This is a genomic window from Bradyrhizobium sp. UFLA05-153 (genome assembly GCF_054185185.1).
The window spans coordinates 188,195-205,433 of sequence record NZ_JBBIAM010000002.1 but is presented as its reverse complement, the minus strand read 5'-3'; the positions used below and the strand labels follow the sequence as shown (position 1 = coordinate 205,433).

Genomic DNA, 17,239 nt, shown 5'->3' with positions numbered 1-17,239 from the left:
GCAGCCGGCGCGACAGAAATCAAGGAGAGGAGCTAAGCCGTGCTCGTTCTTGTCGATCCCAAAGATGCACGCGCAATCAGGAACAAGGATAACATCCTTGGGATGTATGATCTGATGATCAATAAGGGGAAGCCAGAGGAAGCGGCAGCAAGGTTCATGGCGCCTGCTTACGTCCAGCATAATCCGCTCATTCCCGATGGCGCAAACTCTCTCGGAAAGTTCTTCGGTCAAGTTACCAGGGAGCGTGCGCGAGCCCGGGTCGACGTCCATAAGATCATCGCTGCTGGCGATTACGTCTGGTCGCACGTGAACTTTCTCAATCTGTTCAATGACGATCCGCAAGACACCGGGATCGCCGGGGTCGACATCTTCAGGATGGACGCCGACGGAAAAGCCATCGAGCATTGGGACGTGTTGCAGGTCGTCGGCACTTCAGACAGTGCAGCCAATTGGTATGGCCCGAATGTACTCGCTGCAAACCCGAACGGGATGTTTTGAAGCGGCCAGTTCGTCATGGGCAAACGAACTTGCTCGTCTTATGCAAAAAAATAGAGGAATCCGATGCCCGGAAAGTTCATTATCGCGAACGAGTTGCAGCTCAAGCTCGATGACTTTGGCACATCTAGGCGGCTCAGCGATCCGCTAAACACAGGAGCCAAGCAACTCACAGTAAGCGAGGTTAACTTCGATCCGGGCAGAGGACACAATTTCCACAAGCATCCCAATCAAGAAGAGATGGTGCTCGTCGTTGCGGGACAGGTCGAACAATGGGTCGATCGCGAGAAGCGAATCCTCCATCCTGGTGACTCCGCCTTCATTCCGGCCGATGTTGTGCACGCCTCATTCAATGCTAGTGACCAGCCGGCGAAGATCATCGCAATCCTTGGACCCTGTATCGGGCCTAACGGGTACGAGGTGGTCGATGTCGCCAACGACGCGCAGTGGAAGACGCTACTAAGGTAAAGAGTGGCGATACGCGAGATTACAACCCTACGATCCGCTTGAGCATCTTCAGCTTCGAGTCCGATCACAAGAGGGAAGGCAATTGCTGCTGGACCGCGCTTGCTTCCGATTTTCCGCGATATTGTTCGCCTAGCTCCGAGAGTAAGGTGGGCGCTACGCGCCAATTGTGGTGATCGAGTGGGGCAGATCTGAGGACCGGCAGCTTATGGGCGCAAAGCGGAATTCGGTGGAAACTGCGCTTTGAAAAGGGGCAGGCTGCTTCTCGGCCAAGATTGCTTCCGAGAAGAGGTGTTATCGGAAGCGATCGACCTGTAGCAAATTGCGTGGTGATTAAAAAAGAAGGGACCAGCCAGGAATAACCTATCAAACTGATAGGTGTTCATACGAGATTGAGCGAGTTGGCGAATTGATGAGCAAAATTGCACAAAGCTTACCAGTTCTGTCGTTTCTCACGGCCGAGATACTGAGTGCCTTCGCAAGGTTCAAGAGCCGTTCTCGGTGCGGTAGAATCGCAGGGAGTTAGCTGTAGCTTCGCCATGGCCGCCTAAAATCGGCGGCCGAACTTGTCCCCGCAGCAATGACGAGTGGAGAGGCCGAGAGGTGATACTGCTGATTTTTCTGATGATTTCGCTCCAGGCCCTTAAGCGTGCAACGCTTGCCGGTAATGATGCTGAGCTTGATCGCTCGGAAGTCTCCCGGGCCGCGCAAGACTGCAGCAACAGCTTGAGACCCGCTTTGGCTGACGTTGAGTGGAGTTGGAGGCTCGCCGAAAATCGCGGGTCGCAAATTGCGCTCAGCTTGAGCTTATGGCACGCGACCGCGCCCTGCTGAGCTAACAGCGCGCGCGGTCCCGCTGTTGTGGCGGGGCTACCGTCGATGACCTGCGGCAGGCCCGCGAGTTTGCTCGGCTGTTCTGTAAGCGCGAGGAGGCGATCGAAACGTGCGTCGAACACTGCGATGTTGCGGCGGGCGATTTGCTGATCCTGTATCGCGATGTTGTCGTGGTGTTGTCAATAGTCTTGCTCGTCAAGCGTACGCTGGACGGCCGGAAATCGGCAAGATCATTTGGGACTTTGAAGCGCACAAGGCGCTCGCGGTTGAGCATCGCCGGCGTGCAGACTGGCACACGGCGCAGCTCGCAGCCGCGCGGTTTCGGAGCCAAATGCATCAGATAGATGTCGCAGCCTTGCCACACTCTACACCAGATCGGGTGCGTTAATCGACGACATCAAGGATCGTGAGGCTACGGCGGACGTAACCGATCTCACGATATTGAAGGCCCCGACGTGCAATATCGTCGGGGCCTTTTTCATCGCCGGCGTTTGCGCCGATGCATTCGAGAAACTAGCCAACTCACGATTGTTCGCTTGCGCGGTGAATGATCGTGCATAGTTCGCGGCGATCCGTCATCCAGTTCGCGTAGCCGGTCAATCTGAACTTTGAGCCTCGCGGGTATTTCTTCGTCTCTGAAATACGCTTGCAATCTTTCACCGATCTCTCGGAGGATTGCACGTCTAAGCGCTTCGTCGATATGGCTTTGCATGGCGGAACCTCTTTGTTCCGGCTAAAATTCCGAACTCGCACCTCCTGGCCTGCCCTGTGATTGTCACCGTGCATAACAGCGGCGACGCTCTTCGAACGGGCAACGCCGTTGGTTTAGAAATGTTCACATAAGTTAATGTGAGAACCCGCAGATCAAGGCGAGTAACGATATCCCCCGGCTGCATGACGATCCTTGGGTGGATCGAGCCGGCAGTGATCCTGACCGGTCTCGATTTGCCTTTCGACAACCCCAATGCTTCAACGGCGCGAATGCAAATTTGGGCCGGGTCTTTGAGGCCGGTCTGCCCGATCTCGATGACCTTCTTAGCGATCAGCTCGGTAAGGGGATCGTTCCGATCCTTGACGCCGATGGTACGCGGGGCCTGCTCGTAAACTGCCGAAAGTCGAGCGACGTCTTCCGGCCCGACGGGTGAGTTTTGAAGTATTCGGTAGATAGCTACTGCTAGTCCCCAGTTGAGACCAGAATAGCACTAAGTCACTGGCGAAAAATTGCGATTTCGGAGCAAATTTAGTGGAAGTTATCCAACACTCGCTCCATCGCCGGATGCTGCCTGTTCTTCACCTTGATCCAGTGCTTAGACCTGCCGCCCTGATACGTTCGGTCGCGATGCTTGGACACCAGTCCTTCAAGCCCCAACTTGCAGGCAGCTCGAAACAGATCAGGCCCAAGCTCGCCACTCTCGAAAGGATTGACGAAGACACCGTCAGGACGACGCGCCAGCAGGCGCTCCAAATTCGCCTTCCGCATCGACAAGGGGAGCATGCGAAGGTCGTCACCGCTTTCGGCAAGAATATCGAAGGCGCAGTACTGCACCTGATCATCGTACTTGCGCGAATGCAGCGCGTTGAAATCGGAGACGCCATCAACGCCAAGCACGACGGCCTCGCCATCGAGCACAAAGTGCGTTTGGCGGATCTTGCGCGCGGCTTCCACGATCCATGGATAGCGGCTGGTCCAATTGTAGCCGCCGCGCGTGATCAGGCGCACGCGGTCGCCATCGCGCTCCAAGCGAAGGCGATAACCGTCGTATTTCACCTCATGGAGCCAATCGGGGCCGTCCGGGACCGCAGTGCCCTTCGGCATGTTCTGGCTAATCAAGCCGGACGATTATTTCGACGTTAGTTGGCGGCGTGAGAAGGGAGCAGGCCCCATCTTGCTCAATCTAATTCATGATGTGGACCTGTTGCGCTATCTCTGCGGCGAGATCGTTTCGGTGCAGGCGGCGCAATCCAACCGGCTACGCGGCAACGACGTCGAGGAGATCGCGGCAATCATTCTGCATTTCGCCTCCGCCGCGCTGGGAACGGTGAACGTTTCCGACATCATCCAATCGCCCTGGAGTTGGGAATTCACCACGGGCGAGAACCCGGCCTACAGCCACACGCAGGAGACGTGCTATCAGATCGGAGGGACGAAGGCCTCTCTGGCCATTCCGCAACTCGATCTGTGGCATCACCCGAGCAAGCCGAGCTGGTGGGCACCGATCGAGCGCGAACGACTGCGCTACGAGCCGGAGGATCCGCTGGGATTGCAGATTGCGAATTTCTGCGCGGTTGTGCGCGGCACTGCTGAGTCGGTGGTGAGCGGCCGGGAGGGGCTGAAAACGCTCAAGTTGATAGACGCGATCAAACGCGCGGCGGAATCCGGAGCTCGGGTATCAGTCTGATATCGGTGACTTCCATAAGGCATCGCTCTAAGTCGACAGCGGTCCTCATATTGAGAGCGCTGGCCTCGGATTCGCAGTGTGCAAGTTATCCTACTCTACCGCCGCCGGCTCTACGATCGCGCTTATCCCGCCGTTGGCGTGGTGAGGGCCGCAAGCTACTTTGCGCCCGAAGTAGACGGGATTGATTGCGAGGACACACAAACCTAGCGCGGTACTGCACGAGTTCATTCGGTACGACAATGTCGTACCGGGCTACATCGCGAGATCGTCGCAGCCAAACGCGCCACGCGCGCATGTGCTTGAAACGAAAGGAAGATGATTTAGACCTAAGGCTCTGATCGACTGTCGGCCCAAAAACCAGCTACCCCAGACGAGTTGATAAAGCGAATAACATCAATATGTTAGCGCATCGATTTTGCATTGCACCCATGATGGATTGGACCGGGACATCTCGAAAAGCAAAGCGCGATCAGCACTTAAGCCGCACCTTGATCGATCATGTCGTACCAAATGTAGTACTACCACTGGTTCGGAGCTCGACGAGCAAGCGTTGTCGCGCGTCGGCGTCCGTCTTGCGGCTAAAGCGTAGCGCGGCGTAGCTGCCCGCGGCGGCAGGTGATATGCGCCTGCGTCGCCGCGAGCAACGTTCTGCGGCGATCATTCTGCTCGGAGCTTAGTGGTGGGCGAAGGTGCTTAGCGAGGTTCAAGCAACTCGCCTGAGGCGCCAAAAAAAAAGAGGCGGTGCGCCGCCTAGGTCGTCAAAGCTGCCATTTCTTTTCTGGCGGCCTCGACTCTCGCATCAAGGTATTTGGCTAGATCCAGAAGGTGGATGCCTTTAGCGCATTTCTGGCTTGCTTCCATTCGCACCAGAGGGATCGTTATTTCACCGGCGCTGATCTTCTGCACCAGCTTAGTGGGATTCAGGTGTGAGAAGTAATCCCGACACACGTCTTCAATCGGGATGATGGCCTTACCTCCGTACTGCGCCATCAAAAGGAATGAAGTATTCATTGGGCCAGGTCTCAACCGATCGCTGTTCTATCTAACTTGAGAGTTTTCCGGCTTGTGAGATCTATTTCCGTCGTCGGCGGAGTTTGGCTGGCCTAGCGTAGTAAAAGGAGCGCTCGGCGCGTGCGGCTCTACAGGATATGGTCGACTGATTGGTACCGTGACCCCGATAGAGAATTCAATCGGTTGGTCGAGCGTATCGAGCGCCTTAGAGTTCCTGGATGAGAAACGTGCTTATCGCGGAGGAAGCGTGATCCAATCGACGAGTCCGGACGTCATGTAGACGATGGCGCCGCGGCGGGAGTCGGTTGCCATGAGGTAGTGACCGAGTTGCTGCCTGTAGGTCGCCCGATCGGCCTCGTTCGTCGCGATGTCGCTCTTCCAATCGAAAACGACCGTGCTGCCGTCTTTGTCCTGCGCAATTGCGTCCGCCCGTCCGGCAATCAGATAGTCGGAATCCGCGAGAGCGACGGCATGGATCGGGACCTCTGCGATGAGCCGGCCGCGAAAGCGCTTGATATCCGGAAGCTGAAGGGTCCTGAGGGCCGTGGTGGCAAGCTCGTCTGCATCGAGAGACGCGCCAGATTGAGAAAGTGAGAACAGTTCATCGCTCAATAGCTTCGCCCGAGAGGTCGCTGCGCTCTGGCTTTCCTCCAGCTCGCCGGTGATCAGCTCTTCCATCAATTTGTGCAGAAGAATGCCGCGGATCCGTCCACCCTCCAAAGCTGGATCCGGACGGAGCGGCCCCTCCTCGGCGGCTTCCGACGGAAGCTGTTCGGTGACCACGTCCGGATCTCCCTCGCTAGGCGTGATCCATCGGATCCGCGGCGCGGACTCAAGCTTTGATTGCTCTTCTGCGAATATCTCCAAGCTCTGGTGATTTGCGACGGCGGCTGGCGCGACGATCGGGATCCGAGGAAGGCGAGCGATGTTCAGCTCAGGGATTGTGTCCAATTTAAAATCCAAAAGCTTCGCCCAAGAGGCGTCGTTGCTCCAAGTGAAGTCGGGTATGACCAACAGCTCCATCGCCCGGGTGCATGCGACATAGAGGAGTCGTAGGTTCTCCTCCTTTTTTTCCGTTTCCTCGGCGAGCAAGGCTTCCCCGAGGCTGGGCGGCACGACCTGACCCAACGCCCAATGCAAGCTCTCATCGATCCGCCGATAGACGAACGTCTCGGCTCGCCGTGGCATCGACGCCCGATTGATTGGGATGACGACGGGCCATTCAAGGCCCTTGGAGCTATGAACTGTGACGATCTCGATCGATTGACCGTCGGCCTCGATCATGCCTTCCGGCGAGCCAGAGCCGCTGGACCATTCATCGTCGATGTCCCGAGCGAACTGAACGAAGCCGCGAACACCGTAGCTGCGCGCGCGTTCGACCAATCCGTCGATATTCGCGAGTGATCTCGTTGCCTGATCGGCGCTGCGGGCAGCCACGATGGCGCGTACGCGGAGCCTCTCGATCGCTTCGGCGAGAATCAGTGCTGGCGTTGTGCCGTGAACGCGACGGCGAAGGTCTCTAAGAACGAGAAGCACTTCCCGTGCTACGGGATGCCGGATGGACATCGGGTCGATTCTCAGCGAGAGCCTCTCGATCCCGTTGTCACCATCCGAGCTCGGGAGGTCGGCAGTTATGTCCAACAGCTCCTGCTCGGTCAGTCCGACCAGCGGGCCACGAAGAAAAGCTCCGAGCGCCAGCGTATCCCGCGTGTCCGCCAACGCGCGGATCAACGCCACCAAATCCTGCGCCTCTTGTCTCCTGTAGAGATTCTTACCCGCTTGGGAAGCGAACGGCAGACCTGCTTCCTCCAGTGCTCTTTCGTATCGCCAGAGGTCGGTCGAGACAGGAGCGAGAAGCGCTATGTCGCCGGGACTTAACCGCCTAGTTTCGCCGTCGTTGAGCTTCACCTCGACGTTTCCGATCAAGCGCGCGCAGACCTCGGCGATCACCCGCGCTTCCTCGTCGCGGGCGCCGTCGACCCGCGTCTCAGGAGGGAGTTGCACGGCGACCTTCGCCACGCACGGAAAGCCGCCGCCCACGTCGTTCCGCGTGCTCCGTAGGGCGACGTAGCCGGCCTCTTGCGAAGACATCCGCTCTTCGAAGCAGCGATTGACATGGTCCAGAATCTGACCGCGTGAGCGGAAGTTCGCGGTAACCCGCACGACATTGTTCGGAAATTGCGCCTCGATGGCTCGGCGGACCATGAGATATGTCGCAAGGTCAGCTCCGCGGAAGCGGTAGATCGCCTGTTTCGGATCTCCCACCAGGAACAGATGTCCGGGTTGCAGCTGCCGTTGGTGCCATGCGGGCGCATCCGTCGCTGTGCCACACAACAAGAAGATGATCTCCGCCTGAACCGGATCGGTATCCTGAAATTCGTCCACGAGCAGCCGCGAGAACCGCTCGCCGGCATTGTTTCGGACAAGAGGATAGTCGCGCAATACATCGCGACATGTGAACAACAGGTCGTCGAAGTCCAGAACCGCGGCCCGCCTTTTGAACGCCTCATATTCCGCCAGCACGTCGTCGAGTTCGACGGAGAACGTTCCGATAACCGCCGTGCCGATCCGGCCCATCAACGAACCATAGGCCTTGCGGCATCGCGCATAATGCTCCTCAGCCTGGTCGGCGAGGCGGTCGCCTGAGTCTCGGCCGGCGGCGCCCCGCCACAAGGAGCGTCGTCTATATTCGCGAAGATCGAAGGTATCCTTGCGCATGATCGGCAGCCATGCGGGGTGTGCAAGCTCCCACAACTGCTCGAAGTCGGGGAGGGGATCGAATCGACCGCGAAAGTGTGAAACTAGCGTCTCGAGAGCCACGATGTCTGGGTCGGCCTCGGGCGGCACGTCGACTTGATCGCACCAACGGCGGAATTCGCGAACGCTCTCTGCGAACTCGAGATCGGCGCTCGAATCGAGGTCGGATGGCAGGGGACGCGCCGATCGATAACGTCGGCGGAACTTGGCGAAACTCCGCAAGAGTCCTTCCGCGCCGGCAGGGTCTCTCCGCGCGATCGAGGCGATGGGATCCTGCACCGCAGGCGCCGGCTTGTCGAGCCGTTCGCGCCACCATCCGTCGAAGATCGCATCGAAGACGAAATCTGCCTGATCTCCGTCCAGGATTTCCGCTCCCGGATCGATGCCAGCTTCGACCGAATAGGTACGCAGCAAGTCGTGGCAAAAGCCGTGGATCGTCCCGCATGCCAATTCGTCCAGTCGACCGGACGCGGCGCGTAGCGCCTCGGTCTGATCCGCGGTCGGTCCATTGGGGACCCCTAACCTGAGCTCATCGGGAATCTTGCCGAGGAGGAGGCAGTCGAGATACCACGCGATGCGTTGTCGTAGTTCGCCGGCCGCAAGCTCGGTGAAGGTGATGGCAGCAATCGAGCGCGGACGCACACCCGCTGCGAGCAGCATTACCACGCGGCCCGCGAGAAGGGACGTCTTGCCGGTACCCGCAGCGGCCTCGACCAGCAGGCAAGATTGCAGTTCGGTCAAGGCCCGAAGACGTTCGACATCGTCGACGATGACCGTCATGGCGCGCTCCAGAAGCGTACGATACTTTCGGTGGCCTTGTTGTAGGCTATGAGCTTGCGCCTCTCGTATCCGGGCGACGCCGGTAGCGCCAATCGCAGCTCATTCGACTTGTCGAAGGAAAGCCGGCCGGGCGTGGCGACGCCGCGCCGGAGCATCCCGGCGGCGACGTTGATGAAGGCCGCGATCTGTTCGATCGCCGCGTCAAGATCTTGGAGTTTCAGAGCCAGTGTCTCGCCTCGGAGATAGAGCAACCGGGCGACGATCTGAGGATCGTCATTGAGCAACTGTCGGCAAGCAAGTCCGTACAGCGCGCGTTGCAGCTCGAAACCACCCTTGATCACGATGCGGTCGGCGTTCTTGGGAGCTTCGCCGGTTTTGTAGTCCGTCACACGAACCGCACTATTGTCGCTTCGGAGGTCCAGGCGATCGATGGTGCCGCGCAAGGTGATGGGAGTGTCGGGTACGGCGACCGGGATCCGAGGATCCCATGGCAGCTCCCGCTCGACGACGAAATCCGCGGGCTGCCCGAAAGGCACCTCGGTCCAACTCCGGGTTCCGGCGGCCGCGATCTCCTTCCGCAACAACCCAACCAAGGCCAGAGAAGCGGCGAAGTCGACCGTGTTGCTCCACAGCAGGGCCGGAGGCACGTGCCCTTCGAGCGGCCAGCTCTCGCGGACGGTGTGTGCTGCATCCCGCAGGGCACCTTCTATTTCCTCGTCCGACGCGCGCGCATATCCCGGCTGTGGTTCGAGCGAGTCGACTGTGCGGCGCAGCAGCTCATGCACCAGCTTGCCGAACTCATCTGGCGCGATCGTCAACGGCTGCTCGCGGTCTCGGGGTGTCTTCCAGCCGAGCGCGTAGCGCCAGACGAAACCTAGCGGGTCCCGCAACATTCTCTGCAAAGACGTCGGGGACTGAACGCGTCCGATCGCCTTCAGGACGACGGGATGGTCGGAGCCGAACTGGCCATCGTTCCGCGTGAGCTGCCCGAGGTGCCAGTTGCGCCAACATTGATCGGCCGACCTAATCCGATCGATCTTGGCCGCATCCTCGGGACGAGCCATGATGCGGTCGGCCTCGTTCCAAGCATGTTCAGGAATGCGCGCTCTCGAAAGCGGAGCTTCGGGCTGATCCTCAAGCAGCGGGCTTCGTCCCACTCGGCTGCCTTGCGCGGTTCGCCGGCCGCGCGACAGCGTGACGCTGCCCGACGCCGCTCCGAGGATGATTCGGAAATGTCTGCGATCGGCTTTCGCGACCGGGTCGACATCAACAACGTTGGCGGGAAGCACATGGTCGGGGATAATGGAATCGTCGCCGGAGCGTCGAGGCCAATGCCGATTCGTGAGCCCAAGCAAGCGGACATGGGCTCGTGGTGCAGCCGCCAAGTCGCGCGCCGAGCACCAGATGACGGAGTCGGCGGGGTCGTTCTCGGATTCGAAGCGCGTATTCTGTAATGAGAGCTCGATCGCTTCGGGCGGCGCGCGCCGCAAGGCCGACTGCCAGAGCTGTAGCGCCCGGCCGCGCAGAAAGAGACCAGCCGCCTCTCTCGCCGCCGAAATTCCCTGCACGAGCACCTCAACGAGAGGCAGGACCTCTTGGGTACGAGCCAAGGAAGGGTCCTTCTGCATGGTGGCGGTAATCGCGCGTCGCCAATCTTCGCTTCGGGCCAACGTCGCCCCCCGCGGAAGGGACGCCAGCCACTGTTGCGGAAGCTGGTCGAGGGAAATTTGCTGGCCTAGACACGTCGAAACAAGTCGTCGCATGCGCTGCTGGTTCAAGCCGTGGAGTAGGATATCGGCCAACGCCGCGCAACGCTGGCCGTCGCGCGTAGACAGGGCGGGCACGCCTTGCGGAAAATGCAGCCTCAGTCCAGCATCGTCGGCCAAAGCGCAGAAATGATCGTCCCAAGGCGTCGTCCCCGCCGAGACGATCGCGATTTCGTGGGGCTTCGCATCTCCCGATACGATGAGGTGCCGGGCCCAACGAAGGCTCTCGACCACCTCGTGGTGCGGATCGGCGCAGGAGACGACGGCGATTTCGCGTTGGCGGCCAGATCCTTCGCGCTGGACGACTGCCCCCGTGAACCATTCGGTTTCGGAGTGGAAGCTGGCATGCCACTCGACCGAAACCTCTTTCGAAAGAGCTTCCACCAAGGATCGCCAGACCGGAGCGACGAAGGAAGAGCCCTCGATGGTCACCGGGCCGATTACGCGCACTGCGTGACGAATCCGCGCCAGAGCAGCATCTCGCAGGCTACGCGGCGGCAGCATCGCGAACGGCAGATTCCTTCGGACTCGATCCTCGATCAGGGCCAAGTCGTTGAGGCGGACCTTCTCCGCGTGTGCTTCCGATCGAAGGTCGATGTCGGCATTCCAGACTTTGCGCAGGGTCCGCGCGATCGCTCGGGTCATGCCCGGCAGATGCCGTACTCCTTCAAGCTCGACGAAGCCGCCCGCTTCCAGAGCACCGTGGACGGCGCGGTCGAGATGTTCGGAAGAGATAGGCGACACAAAGCCGCCGGCCAGCCGGGCGGCGAGCATCGGTAGCGTCAAGATCTGACGTCCGCATACGCCGGCGCGCGCCGCTGCCGCACGCCGCATTTGAAGGGCGAGTGGGCCCTCTACCACTGAAGTGCGCATCTCAAGCATGTCGAACCGCGAATATCGTCCAATGTCATTGCGCGGGGGCCTTTTCTTGTCCTTTGACGCTCGGTTTTAGGTCGCGATCGGGCACGCTCAGCTTGATTTTTTAGCCTTAGAACGATCGCGCAGGCTAGCAATTTGAACCCAAATAGCTCGCGATTTGCACGTGTCACACGATCAAAGAACGCCGCGATAGCTTTCAAAGTATCTCACTGTATTTTAGGAAAAATACGCGTCTACTTAGGTTTTGATTTGAGATTTAGGGTCACCTTATTGCAGGCGCAACGCAGAGACTCGGGAATTGGTTTGGGCGAAGCGTAAAGCCACGAGCCGCAGTCGTCGCAGCGAAAGCATTCGAGCAGGCTCTTGAACGCGGCGATGACGGGTTCAAAATCCTTTTTACCGAAATTGGCCCATTCGTTGTAATGCACCGCCTTGTTGACGGCCCACTGTTCAACGCTGCGTGCGCCGTTTGACTCGGATAGCGCCGTCTTGCGCCTAAGAGCCTCTTCCTTTGCCGCGGTATTGCCCCAGGATTGGGCGGCATCCGCAGCTTTGCCGCAGAGTTCTTTCATGCGAACCAGAACGCTCGGCAGGAGTTCACCGAGCTCGTAATTTCCATCGCTGCGGAACGCAGGCCGGGCCGCCAGCTGGTCTGCCAGGTGCCGAGACGCATATTCAAGATGATGCCGCAATCCATGGGCGGCAGTTTCGACCTTGCCGCGCGAAAGTGCGGCCGCGATTTCGTCCCAGATTTCTTCATTTGACTCAACAAGCGGCCCTGTATCAACGGTCCAGCTGTGAAATGCGAGCGATGTCTTGTTGGTGACCAGGCCAGCCGAGCGCATCTGCTCCGCCCAAAGGCGGTCATGAGTCGTAATTATGAACTGGGTATTGGGGAAATACGATTTTAGCAGCTTGCAGAATTGATAGCGATGTCCGGAATCGACGGACATGACCACGTCGTCGAGCAATGCAAGCGTGAAGCGATCGCCGAAAAGACGCTTCATGAGTGCCAGATAAAGGCACACGCCCATCCCGTCCTGATGGCCCTCACTGTGATAGGCACCCGGCGGAAACAGGCCGCGCTCGTAAAAATTGACGTTGAAATCCAGCTTGCCCTCGCTTGGGCTGAGCTTCGCCGTGAACTTCACTTCGTCGTCTTCGTTGACTGCCTTATAGTAAGTGCTGAAGTCCTTCTCGACGCTGTCATAGAGCGCATTGAGTTCGATCTCCATGACATCGCAGTAGGCGTCATAAGCGGCTTTGCCGAGTCTGGCTGCTTTTTGGGCTGCGGTGCCTTTACGCATCGCCTCGCGATAATCATCGAGCCGCAACTGTGCCGTCGTAAGAAAGGTATGCGCGTCGACATGCGCTGTCTGGTCGGGTTTCGCGTCCACGGCGGCCTTAATAACAACGAGCATTGTTGCGAGCTGACCCGGTAGACCATGCCACCCCCGTTCAAGCCGTGATTTCATGCCGACAAGGCCCTGCAGGTCGGAGACACCACCTTTGAAGGTCTCGAGATCCTGCGACCAGCGATCGAGCAGCAGGCGGGCGGCATCATTGTGCTCGGCTGCGATTTTGACAACTGGCGCAATGAGCCCGCCCAGCCGTGTGCTGTACTGTGCGAGCGTTGAACCAGCGCCGAGCATCTCAGCCTGAAGCTTGGCGGCTTCTCCAGATTTCGACAGCTTCGTTTCCAGATGCTTGCGTAGATGATCTTCATCATCCCAGGAGCGATCACAGAGTGGACACTCGGCGCCGTCCAACAGTTCAAGCCCCTTCTCGATCAGAGCGCGGCGCTGAAACGCATCCAGGAGCGAGGGATCGGCTTCAAGACGGGCGATTGCTGCCAGAATGACTGTGGCGGGTTCTGCGCCGGCAGGCCCAATCTTCTCCAAAGCGCCGGAAAGGGCTTCAAGATCGCGCAACTGGGATGCCTTGTTGAACTCTGGCAGTTTATCGCCGCCGGACAGTCCCGCATCGAGCTTAGTATCCGCCGCAAGTGTAGCGATCTCCGGCAGCCCGAGAACCTTTCGCCGCGCATTGACCGCGCTGAGGAGGTCAAGCGCGCGGAATTCCGCAATCTGCAGGTGCCGCTGCAGCGTGTTCCGACTGGTATCAACCTGTATCGCCGCGAGCTTTTGTGCGGATTGAAGTCTGTTGGCCGCGGTGTTCAGGGCTGCGCGCGTCTGGCCGATCTCGTCAAGCTTCAAGATCGTCTGAATTTCTTCTGACCGTTTGGTGGGTTCGATCAGGATGAAGCGCAGAATGTCGCGGCGCGACAGCGTGATTTCGGGATGCTCGGCGATTTCGTCGAAAGCCGCCCGGATATCAGGTTCGTTGGGATTGATCGTCGGCTTTTTTGGAGCGGAAACTTTGCGAGTGATGGTCGCCGTCTTCCCAAGTTCCTGGAAATGAACGGTCAGGCTGACGAAGGCCGCGTCCGGAAATTTGGCCTTATCGACATGGGGCCCATGCTCGGCCACGGACAGGCCCTTGGTGCCCGCACCGGTCAGACGACTCATCTTGCCTGTGAGCGCGAATTCGATTGCATCGATCACGCCGCTCTTACCAGATCCATTTGGGCCGGATACCGAGAACGTATCCTTGCCGAACGTGATATCCAGCTTACGGATCCCACGTACCTCTTCGATATGGGCGCTCTCGAGCTTGATCATTCGATGTCACCGGCGTCATCAGAAGCGAACACCGTGGCGAAATCGTCAGCCTTAGGCTTCTTATCGGCCGCCAACAGATCGGTAATCTGCTCGATCTTTTTTGAATCGAAGTCCTCGTCCTCGGCCAATTTGGCGAGGAACTTGTCTGCAATCGTCTTCTGCAACGTGCTCATGAGCCAATCTCGGCGATTCGTAGGTTGCTGTTGAAAGGATAGTAACCTGCGCGGCGATGCAGCATAAGGCGACCAAGTCAACATGGATGATCATGCCGCTGACAGGCGGCGCGCCGGTTGTCGGTTTTGCCTGTCACGCCGCCAGCCCGGGCGGGTCTTCCTTGATACCGCGGGCAACGATCCGGAGCGCCCCATCCGGAAGCGGCCGCTGCAGCTTTAGTGCCTCGTCTCCAGTGGCGGTCATCCAGGTCTCGACTTCGTCCGGGGTCGTCAGGATCACCGGCATCGCCTTCGGGTGGATGGCGCCGACCTCTGCATTAGGCTCCGTCGTGAGGAACGCGTAGAGGTCGTTGGTGGTCTCGCCTTCCTTGACCTTCCGGACCGACGTCCAGTTGGTCCAGATGCCAGCGAAGCAGGCGAGGGGCCGGGTCTCGTCGAGCGCGAACCAGATGTCGCCTTCGGCCTTGTTGAACTCGCTGAAGGAGTTGAACGGCACTACACAGCGATTTTCGACGTCGAGCCAGCGGGCCCAGTGTTTGCTCTTGACGTTGCGGATGTTGGTCGTGCCGCCGTCCGGCTCCATTCTGAGCAATTCCTTGAAATCGACCGTCTTGCCCTTGGCCTGCAGCTTTTCGGCTCGTTTCTTGGTGGCGTCCATCAGTGCCTTTGATGACGATGGCATCCCCCATCGCGCCGTGCCGAGCTCGCGGCCGTCGGCTCCGTTCCGCACGATCGGTGCTTTGTAGTCGGGAAACACGCCGGGCATCGGCGCCAGATTGCCGACGTATCGGTTTACGACGCGAAACAGCGCGCTAATGGCAGCTTGGTCTGTCGTGATCGAATAGAGATTGCACATTAGTCAGGCTTCGGTTCGAGGGTGGCGAGGCTGCCAAGTCAGTTGTACCAGAGTCGCAGACGGACGCCGGCCCGCCTTGGCGCATTTGCGGCAGCGCAGCCGGCTGGCGAGATCATGCACGAAGGTGGTCGGCGGATGTTTCATCGCCGCAAGGTCGACATCGCTCGGCGTCTTGCAGCGCGCGCACCTGATCTCGAGCCAAGGGAAGCCTCCGTTCACGGCCTGGTCGATGGTGGGCGAGGGATCAATCGGTTCGCCGTCGCTCCACATCCGCTCGTTCCAGCTTTCGCAAAGCAGCCTGTCAGCTTGCTGGATCATGGCCTCGCCCTTGGCCCGCATCTCCGACGATTGAGCGGCCAGCATGTTGGCCATCGCACGTGCCTTGCCGAGCTCTTTCGCCAGAGCCTTGCGATCGCCGCCCGACAGGGGCGTAGGGTGATACTTCGGGGCCATCCGGACATCCAGGCGCTAAGAGATCGGATCGGCAATTCGGAGCGGTTACAGCGTCTCGAACGCCGGCCAGCACCCGTCTTCTTCATGCCTGCCGGTGCGTTGCTGGCAGGTGTTGTCGAGCAACCGCTGCGCCACGTCCTTCCAAAGCGCGTTCTCGCCATACAATCGGACCGCATCGGCCTTCTGGATTTCCACGGTCCGCTCGCAGCGGCGGCACGAGATACGCAGCACGTGGCGTTGAATCTCGGAAAGACGCCGCTGCCGCTTTTGAGCTCCACTCTCGTCGGCGCGAGGGTCTTTCAGGACCGATTCCCAATATTCCGCCGGGAGCGGCGCATCCGGAGCCGCCGCGGAGGGGCCCGGTCTTCGGGCAGCTTCAGCGGCCAGTTTTTGCATCTGCTTTGGGGTCGGCATGCGCCAGCTCGCGGGTCGATCGGTCATTCCGAAGTAGAACATAACAAGAACAAATGTCGAGTCCGCTCCGAGCCTCATCCTGAAAAAATTCATCCTTTTTGGAGAGGCGCGGTGTCGGAACCAAGCCGGGCCGTTCGTCTTGAATCCGGTGTCAGTAATGGAGTTCCCCCGCGATGGCCCCCCGCGCTAACTGGAAAGGCTTCCTGCGTCTTTCCCTCGTCACCTGTCCGGTAGCGCTCTATCCGGCCACGTCGGAATCCGAAAAGATCTCGTTCAACCAGCTCAACCGAAAGACCGGCCATCGCATCAAGTACGCCAAGGTGGACGCTGATACCGGTGAGGAGGTCGACAACGAAGACATCGTCAAGGGCTACAAGGTCGACACCGACACGTTCATAGAGGTGACGAAGGAAGAGCTCGAGAATGTCGCGCTGGAATCGACGCGAACGATCGAGATCGACGAGTTCGTCGACCGCAGCGAGATCGACCCACGCTACCTGATCCGCCCTTACTACCTGACTCCAGATGGCAAAGTCGGGCACGACGCCTTCGCCGTCATCCGCGAAACCATCCGCGAAATGAACAAGGTCGCGATCGGTCGCGTGGTGCTGACCAATCGCGAGCACATCATCGCGCTGGAGCCGCTGGACAAGGGGCTGATGGGGACCCTGCTGCGCTATCCCTACGAAGTCCGGTCCGCCGACGAGTATTTCAACGATATCCAGGACGTCAAAGTCACCAAGGATATGCTTGATCTCGCCAAGCACATCGTCAATCAGAAGGCGGGTCACTTCGAGCCGGACAAGTTTGAAGACCAGTACGAAACCGCCCTCATCGATCTCATTAACCAGAAGCGCGCCGGTAAACCCATCACCGCGAAAGCGCGTCCCCGCGGCGAGAACGTGGTGGACCTGATGGACGCGCTGCGTAAGAGCATTGGAAGAGACGCGACGGCCGCGACAGAGGCACCCAAGAGGCCAGGCAAAAAGCCGCGCAAGCCGGCGGCCGGGCAGAAGGAAATGCTGATGCCGATCGCGGGCAAAAAGCCGGCGAAAGAGGCCGCGGCGAAGAAGCCGGCGGCCAAGCCGCAGCGGAAATCGGCTTAGGTGTCGTGAAGCATCCGGTGACGCCGGACGGCCACTACTTCGTCGTCCGCGGCCGGCTCTGGCGGTTGGCAATTCCTAATCTCGACGAGGTTTTACAAAAGGCGGTACAACGGGGGCCCGCTGCGCTACCGGCCTGTTTCGAACGATCTTTGCTGTGCATCAGCCGGTCA

At 59.3% G+C, this 17,239-nt stretch carries 13 protein-coding genes; 4 read left to right on the top strand and 9 right to left on the bottom strand.

What is annotated here, in order from left to right; translation table 11 throughout:
- Window positions 1-39: 39 nt before the first annotated feature.
- Together Q2941_RS02300 and Q2941_RS02295 are read left to right on the top strand one after the other, a co-directional pair.
- The gene (locus Q2941_RS02300) at window positions 40-498 is read left to right on the top strand and encodes a nuclear transport factor 2 family protein (RefSeq protein WP_458191496.1); all 459 of its coding nucleotides are present in this window, start codon (window positions 40-42) and stop codon (window positions 496-498) included.
- A 63-nt stretch (window positions 499-561) separates the two neighbouring features.
- Window positions 562-963, top strand: coding sequence for a cupin domain-containing protein (locus tag Q2941_RS02295; protein ID WP_458191495.1), 402 nt, complete (start codon window positions 562-564; stop codon window positions 961-963).
- 2,071 nt (window positions 964-3,034) lie between these two features.
- Here Q2941_RS02295 and Q2941_RS02290 read toward each other — a convergent pair.
- Entirely contained in the window at window positions 3,035-3,610 is a 576-nt protein-coding gene (locus tag Q2941_RS02290; RefSeq protein WP_458191494.1) for an ATP-dependent DNA ligase, read from the bottom strand.
- Between Q2941_RS02290 and Q2941_RS02285 the strand changes: the two genes are divergently transcribed.
- A complete protein-coding gene (locus Q2941_RS02285) occupies window positions 3,609-4,193 on the top strand; it encodes a Gfo/Idh/MocA family oxidoreductase (protein WP_458191493.1) in 585 nt (194 codons plus the stop codon). The genes Q2941_RS02290 and Q2941_RS02285 overlap by 2 nt on opposite strands.
- 750 nt (window positions 4,194-4,943) lie before the next feature.
- Here Q2941_RS02285 and Q2941_RS02280 read toward each other — a convergent pair.
- From Q2941_RS02280 to Q2941_RS02245, 8 genes are all read right to left on the bottom strand, one after another.
- A complete protein-coding gene (locus Q2941_RS02280) occupies window positions 4,944-5,204 on the bottom strand; it encodes a pyocin activator PrtN family protein (RefSeq protein ID WP_458191492.1) in 261 nt (86 codons plus the stop codon).
- Window positions 5,205-5,435: 231 nt separating this feature from the next.
- Window positions 5,436-8,741 carry a UvrD-helicase domain-containing protein gene (locus Q2941_RS02275; RefSeq protein ID WP_458191491.1) on the bottom strand — a complete coding sequence of 1,102 codons (3,306 nt, stop codon included), beginning with the start codon at window positions 8,739-8,741 and terminating at the stop codon, window positions 5,436-5,438.
- Window positions 8,738-11,293 carry a PD-(D/E)XK nuclease family protein gene (locus Q2941_RS02270; RefSeq protein WP_458191490.1) on the bottom strand — a complete coding sequence of 852 codons (2,556 nt, stop codon included), beginning with the start codon at window positions 11,291-11,293 and terminating at the stop codon, window positions 8,738-8,740. The genes Q2941_RS02275 and Q2941_RS02270 overlap by 4 nt, the downstream gene beginning before the upstream one ends.
- Window positions 11,294-11,619: 326 nt before the next feature.
- A complete protein-coding gene (locus Q2941_RS02265) occupies window positions 11,620-14,067 on the bottom strand; it encodes an AAA family ATPase (RefSeq protein WP_458191489.1) in 2,448 nt (815 codons plus the stop codon).
- Window positions 14,064-14,240: a hypothetical protein gene (locus Q2941_RS02260; protein ID WP_458191488.1), complete on the bottom strand. Its 177-nt coding sequence runs from the start codon at window positions 14,238-14,240 to the stop codon at window positions 14,064-14,066. The genes Q2941_RS02265 and Q2941_RS02260 overlap by 4 nt, the downstream gene beginning before the upstream one ends.
- Before the next feature lie 133 nt (window positions 14,241-14,373).
- Window positions 14,374-15,096 carry an SOS response-associated peptidase gene (locus Q2941_RS02255; RefSeq protein ID WP_458191487.1) on the bottom strand — a complete coding sequence of 241 codons (723 nt, stop codon included), beginning with the start codon at window positions 15,094-15,096 and terminating at the stop codon, window positions 14,374-14,376.
- Between the two features lie 3 nt (window positions 15,097-15,099).
- On the bottom strand, window positions 15,100-15,549 hold the full coding sequence (locus tag Q2941_RS02250) for a hypothetical protein (RefSeq protein WP_458191486.1): 450 nt from the start codon (window positions 15,547-15,549) through the stop codon (window positions 15,100-15,102).
- A gap of 45 nt (window positions 15,550-15,594) precedes the next feature.
- Entirely contained in the window at window positions 15,595-15,990 is a 396-nt protein-coding gene (locus Q2941_RS02245) for a hypothetical protein (protein ID WP_458191575.1), read from the bottom strand.
- Between the two features lie 146 nt (window positions 15,991-16,136).
- Between Q2941_RS02245 and ku the strand changes: the two genes are divergently transcribed.
- Entirely contained in the window at window positions 16,137-17,069 is a 933-nt protein-coding gene (gene ku / locus Q2941_RS02240) for a non-homologous end joining protein Ku (protein WP_458191485.1), read from the top strand.
- The last annotated feature ends 170 nt before the right edge of the window (window positions 17,070-17,239 follow it).

What these genes read in the sequence shown, in the direction of transcription:
- Q2941_RS02260 (WP_458191488.1), bottom strand. Translation starts at nt 14,240, where the DNA reads ATGAGCACGTTGCAGAAGACGATTGCAGACAAGTTCCTCGCCAAATTG.
- Q2941_RS02295 (WP_458191495.1), top strand. Translation starts at nt 562, where the DNA reads ATGCCCGGAAAGTTCATTATCGCGAACGAGTTGCAGCTCAAGCTCGAT.
- ku (WP_458191485.1), top strand. Translation starts at nt 16,137, where the DNA reads ATGGCCCCCCGCGCTAACTGGAAAGGCTTCCTGCGTCTTTCCCTCGTC.
- Q2941_RS02285 (WP_458191493.1), top strand. Translation starts at nt 3,609, where the DNA reads ATGTTCTGGCTAATCAAGCCGGACGATTATTTCGACGTTAGTTGGCGG.
- Q2941_RS02245 (WP_458191575.1), bottom strand. Translation starts at nt 15,990, where the DNA reads ATGACCGATCGACCCGCGAGCTGGCGCATGCCGACCCCAAAGCAGATG.
- Q2941_RS02275 (WP_458191491.1), bottom strand. Translation starts at nt 8,741, where the DNA reads ATGACGGTCATCGTCGACGATGTCGAACGTCTTCGGGCCTTGACCGAA.
- Q2941_RS02290 (WP_458191494.1), bottom strand. Translation starts at nt 3,610, where the DNA reads ATGCCGAAGGGCACTGCGGTCCCGGACGGCCCCGATTGGCTCCATGAG.
- Q2941_RS02265 (WP_458191489.1), bottom strand. Translation starts at nt 14,067, where the DNA reads ATGATCAAGCTCGAGAGCGCCCATATCGAAGAGGTACGTGGGATCCGT.
- Q2941_RS02250 (WP_458191486.1), bottom strand. Translation starts at nt 15,549, where the DNA reads ATGGCCCCGAAGTATCACCCTACGCCCCTGTCGGGCGGCGATCGCAAG.
- Q2941_RS02280 (WP_458191492.1), bottom strand. Translation starts at nt 5,204, where the DNA reads ATGAATACTTCATTCCTTTTGATGGCGCAGTACGGAGGTAAGGCCATC.
- Q2941_RS02255 (WP_458191487.1), bottom strand. Translation starts at nt 15,096, where the DNA reads ATGTGCAATCTCTATTCGATCACGACAGACCAAGCTGCCATTAGCGCG.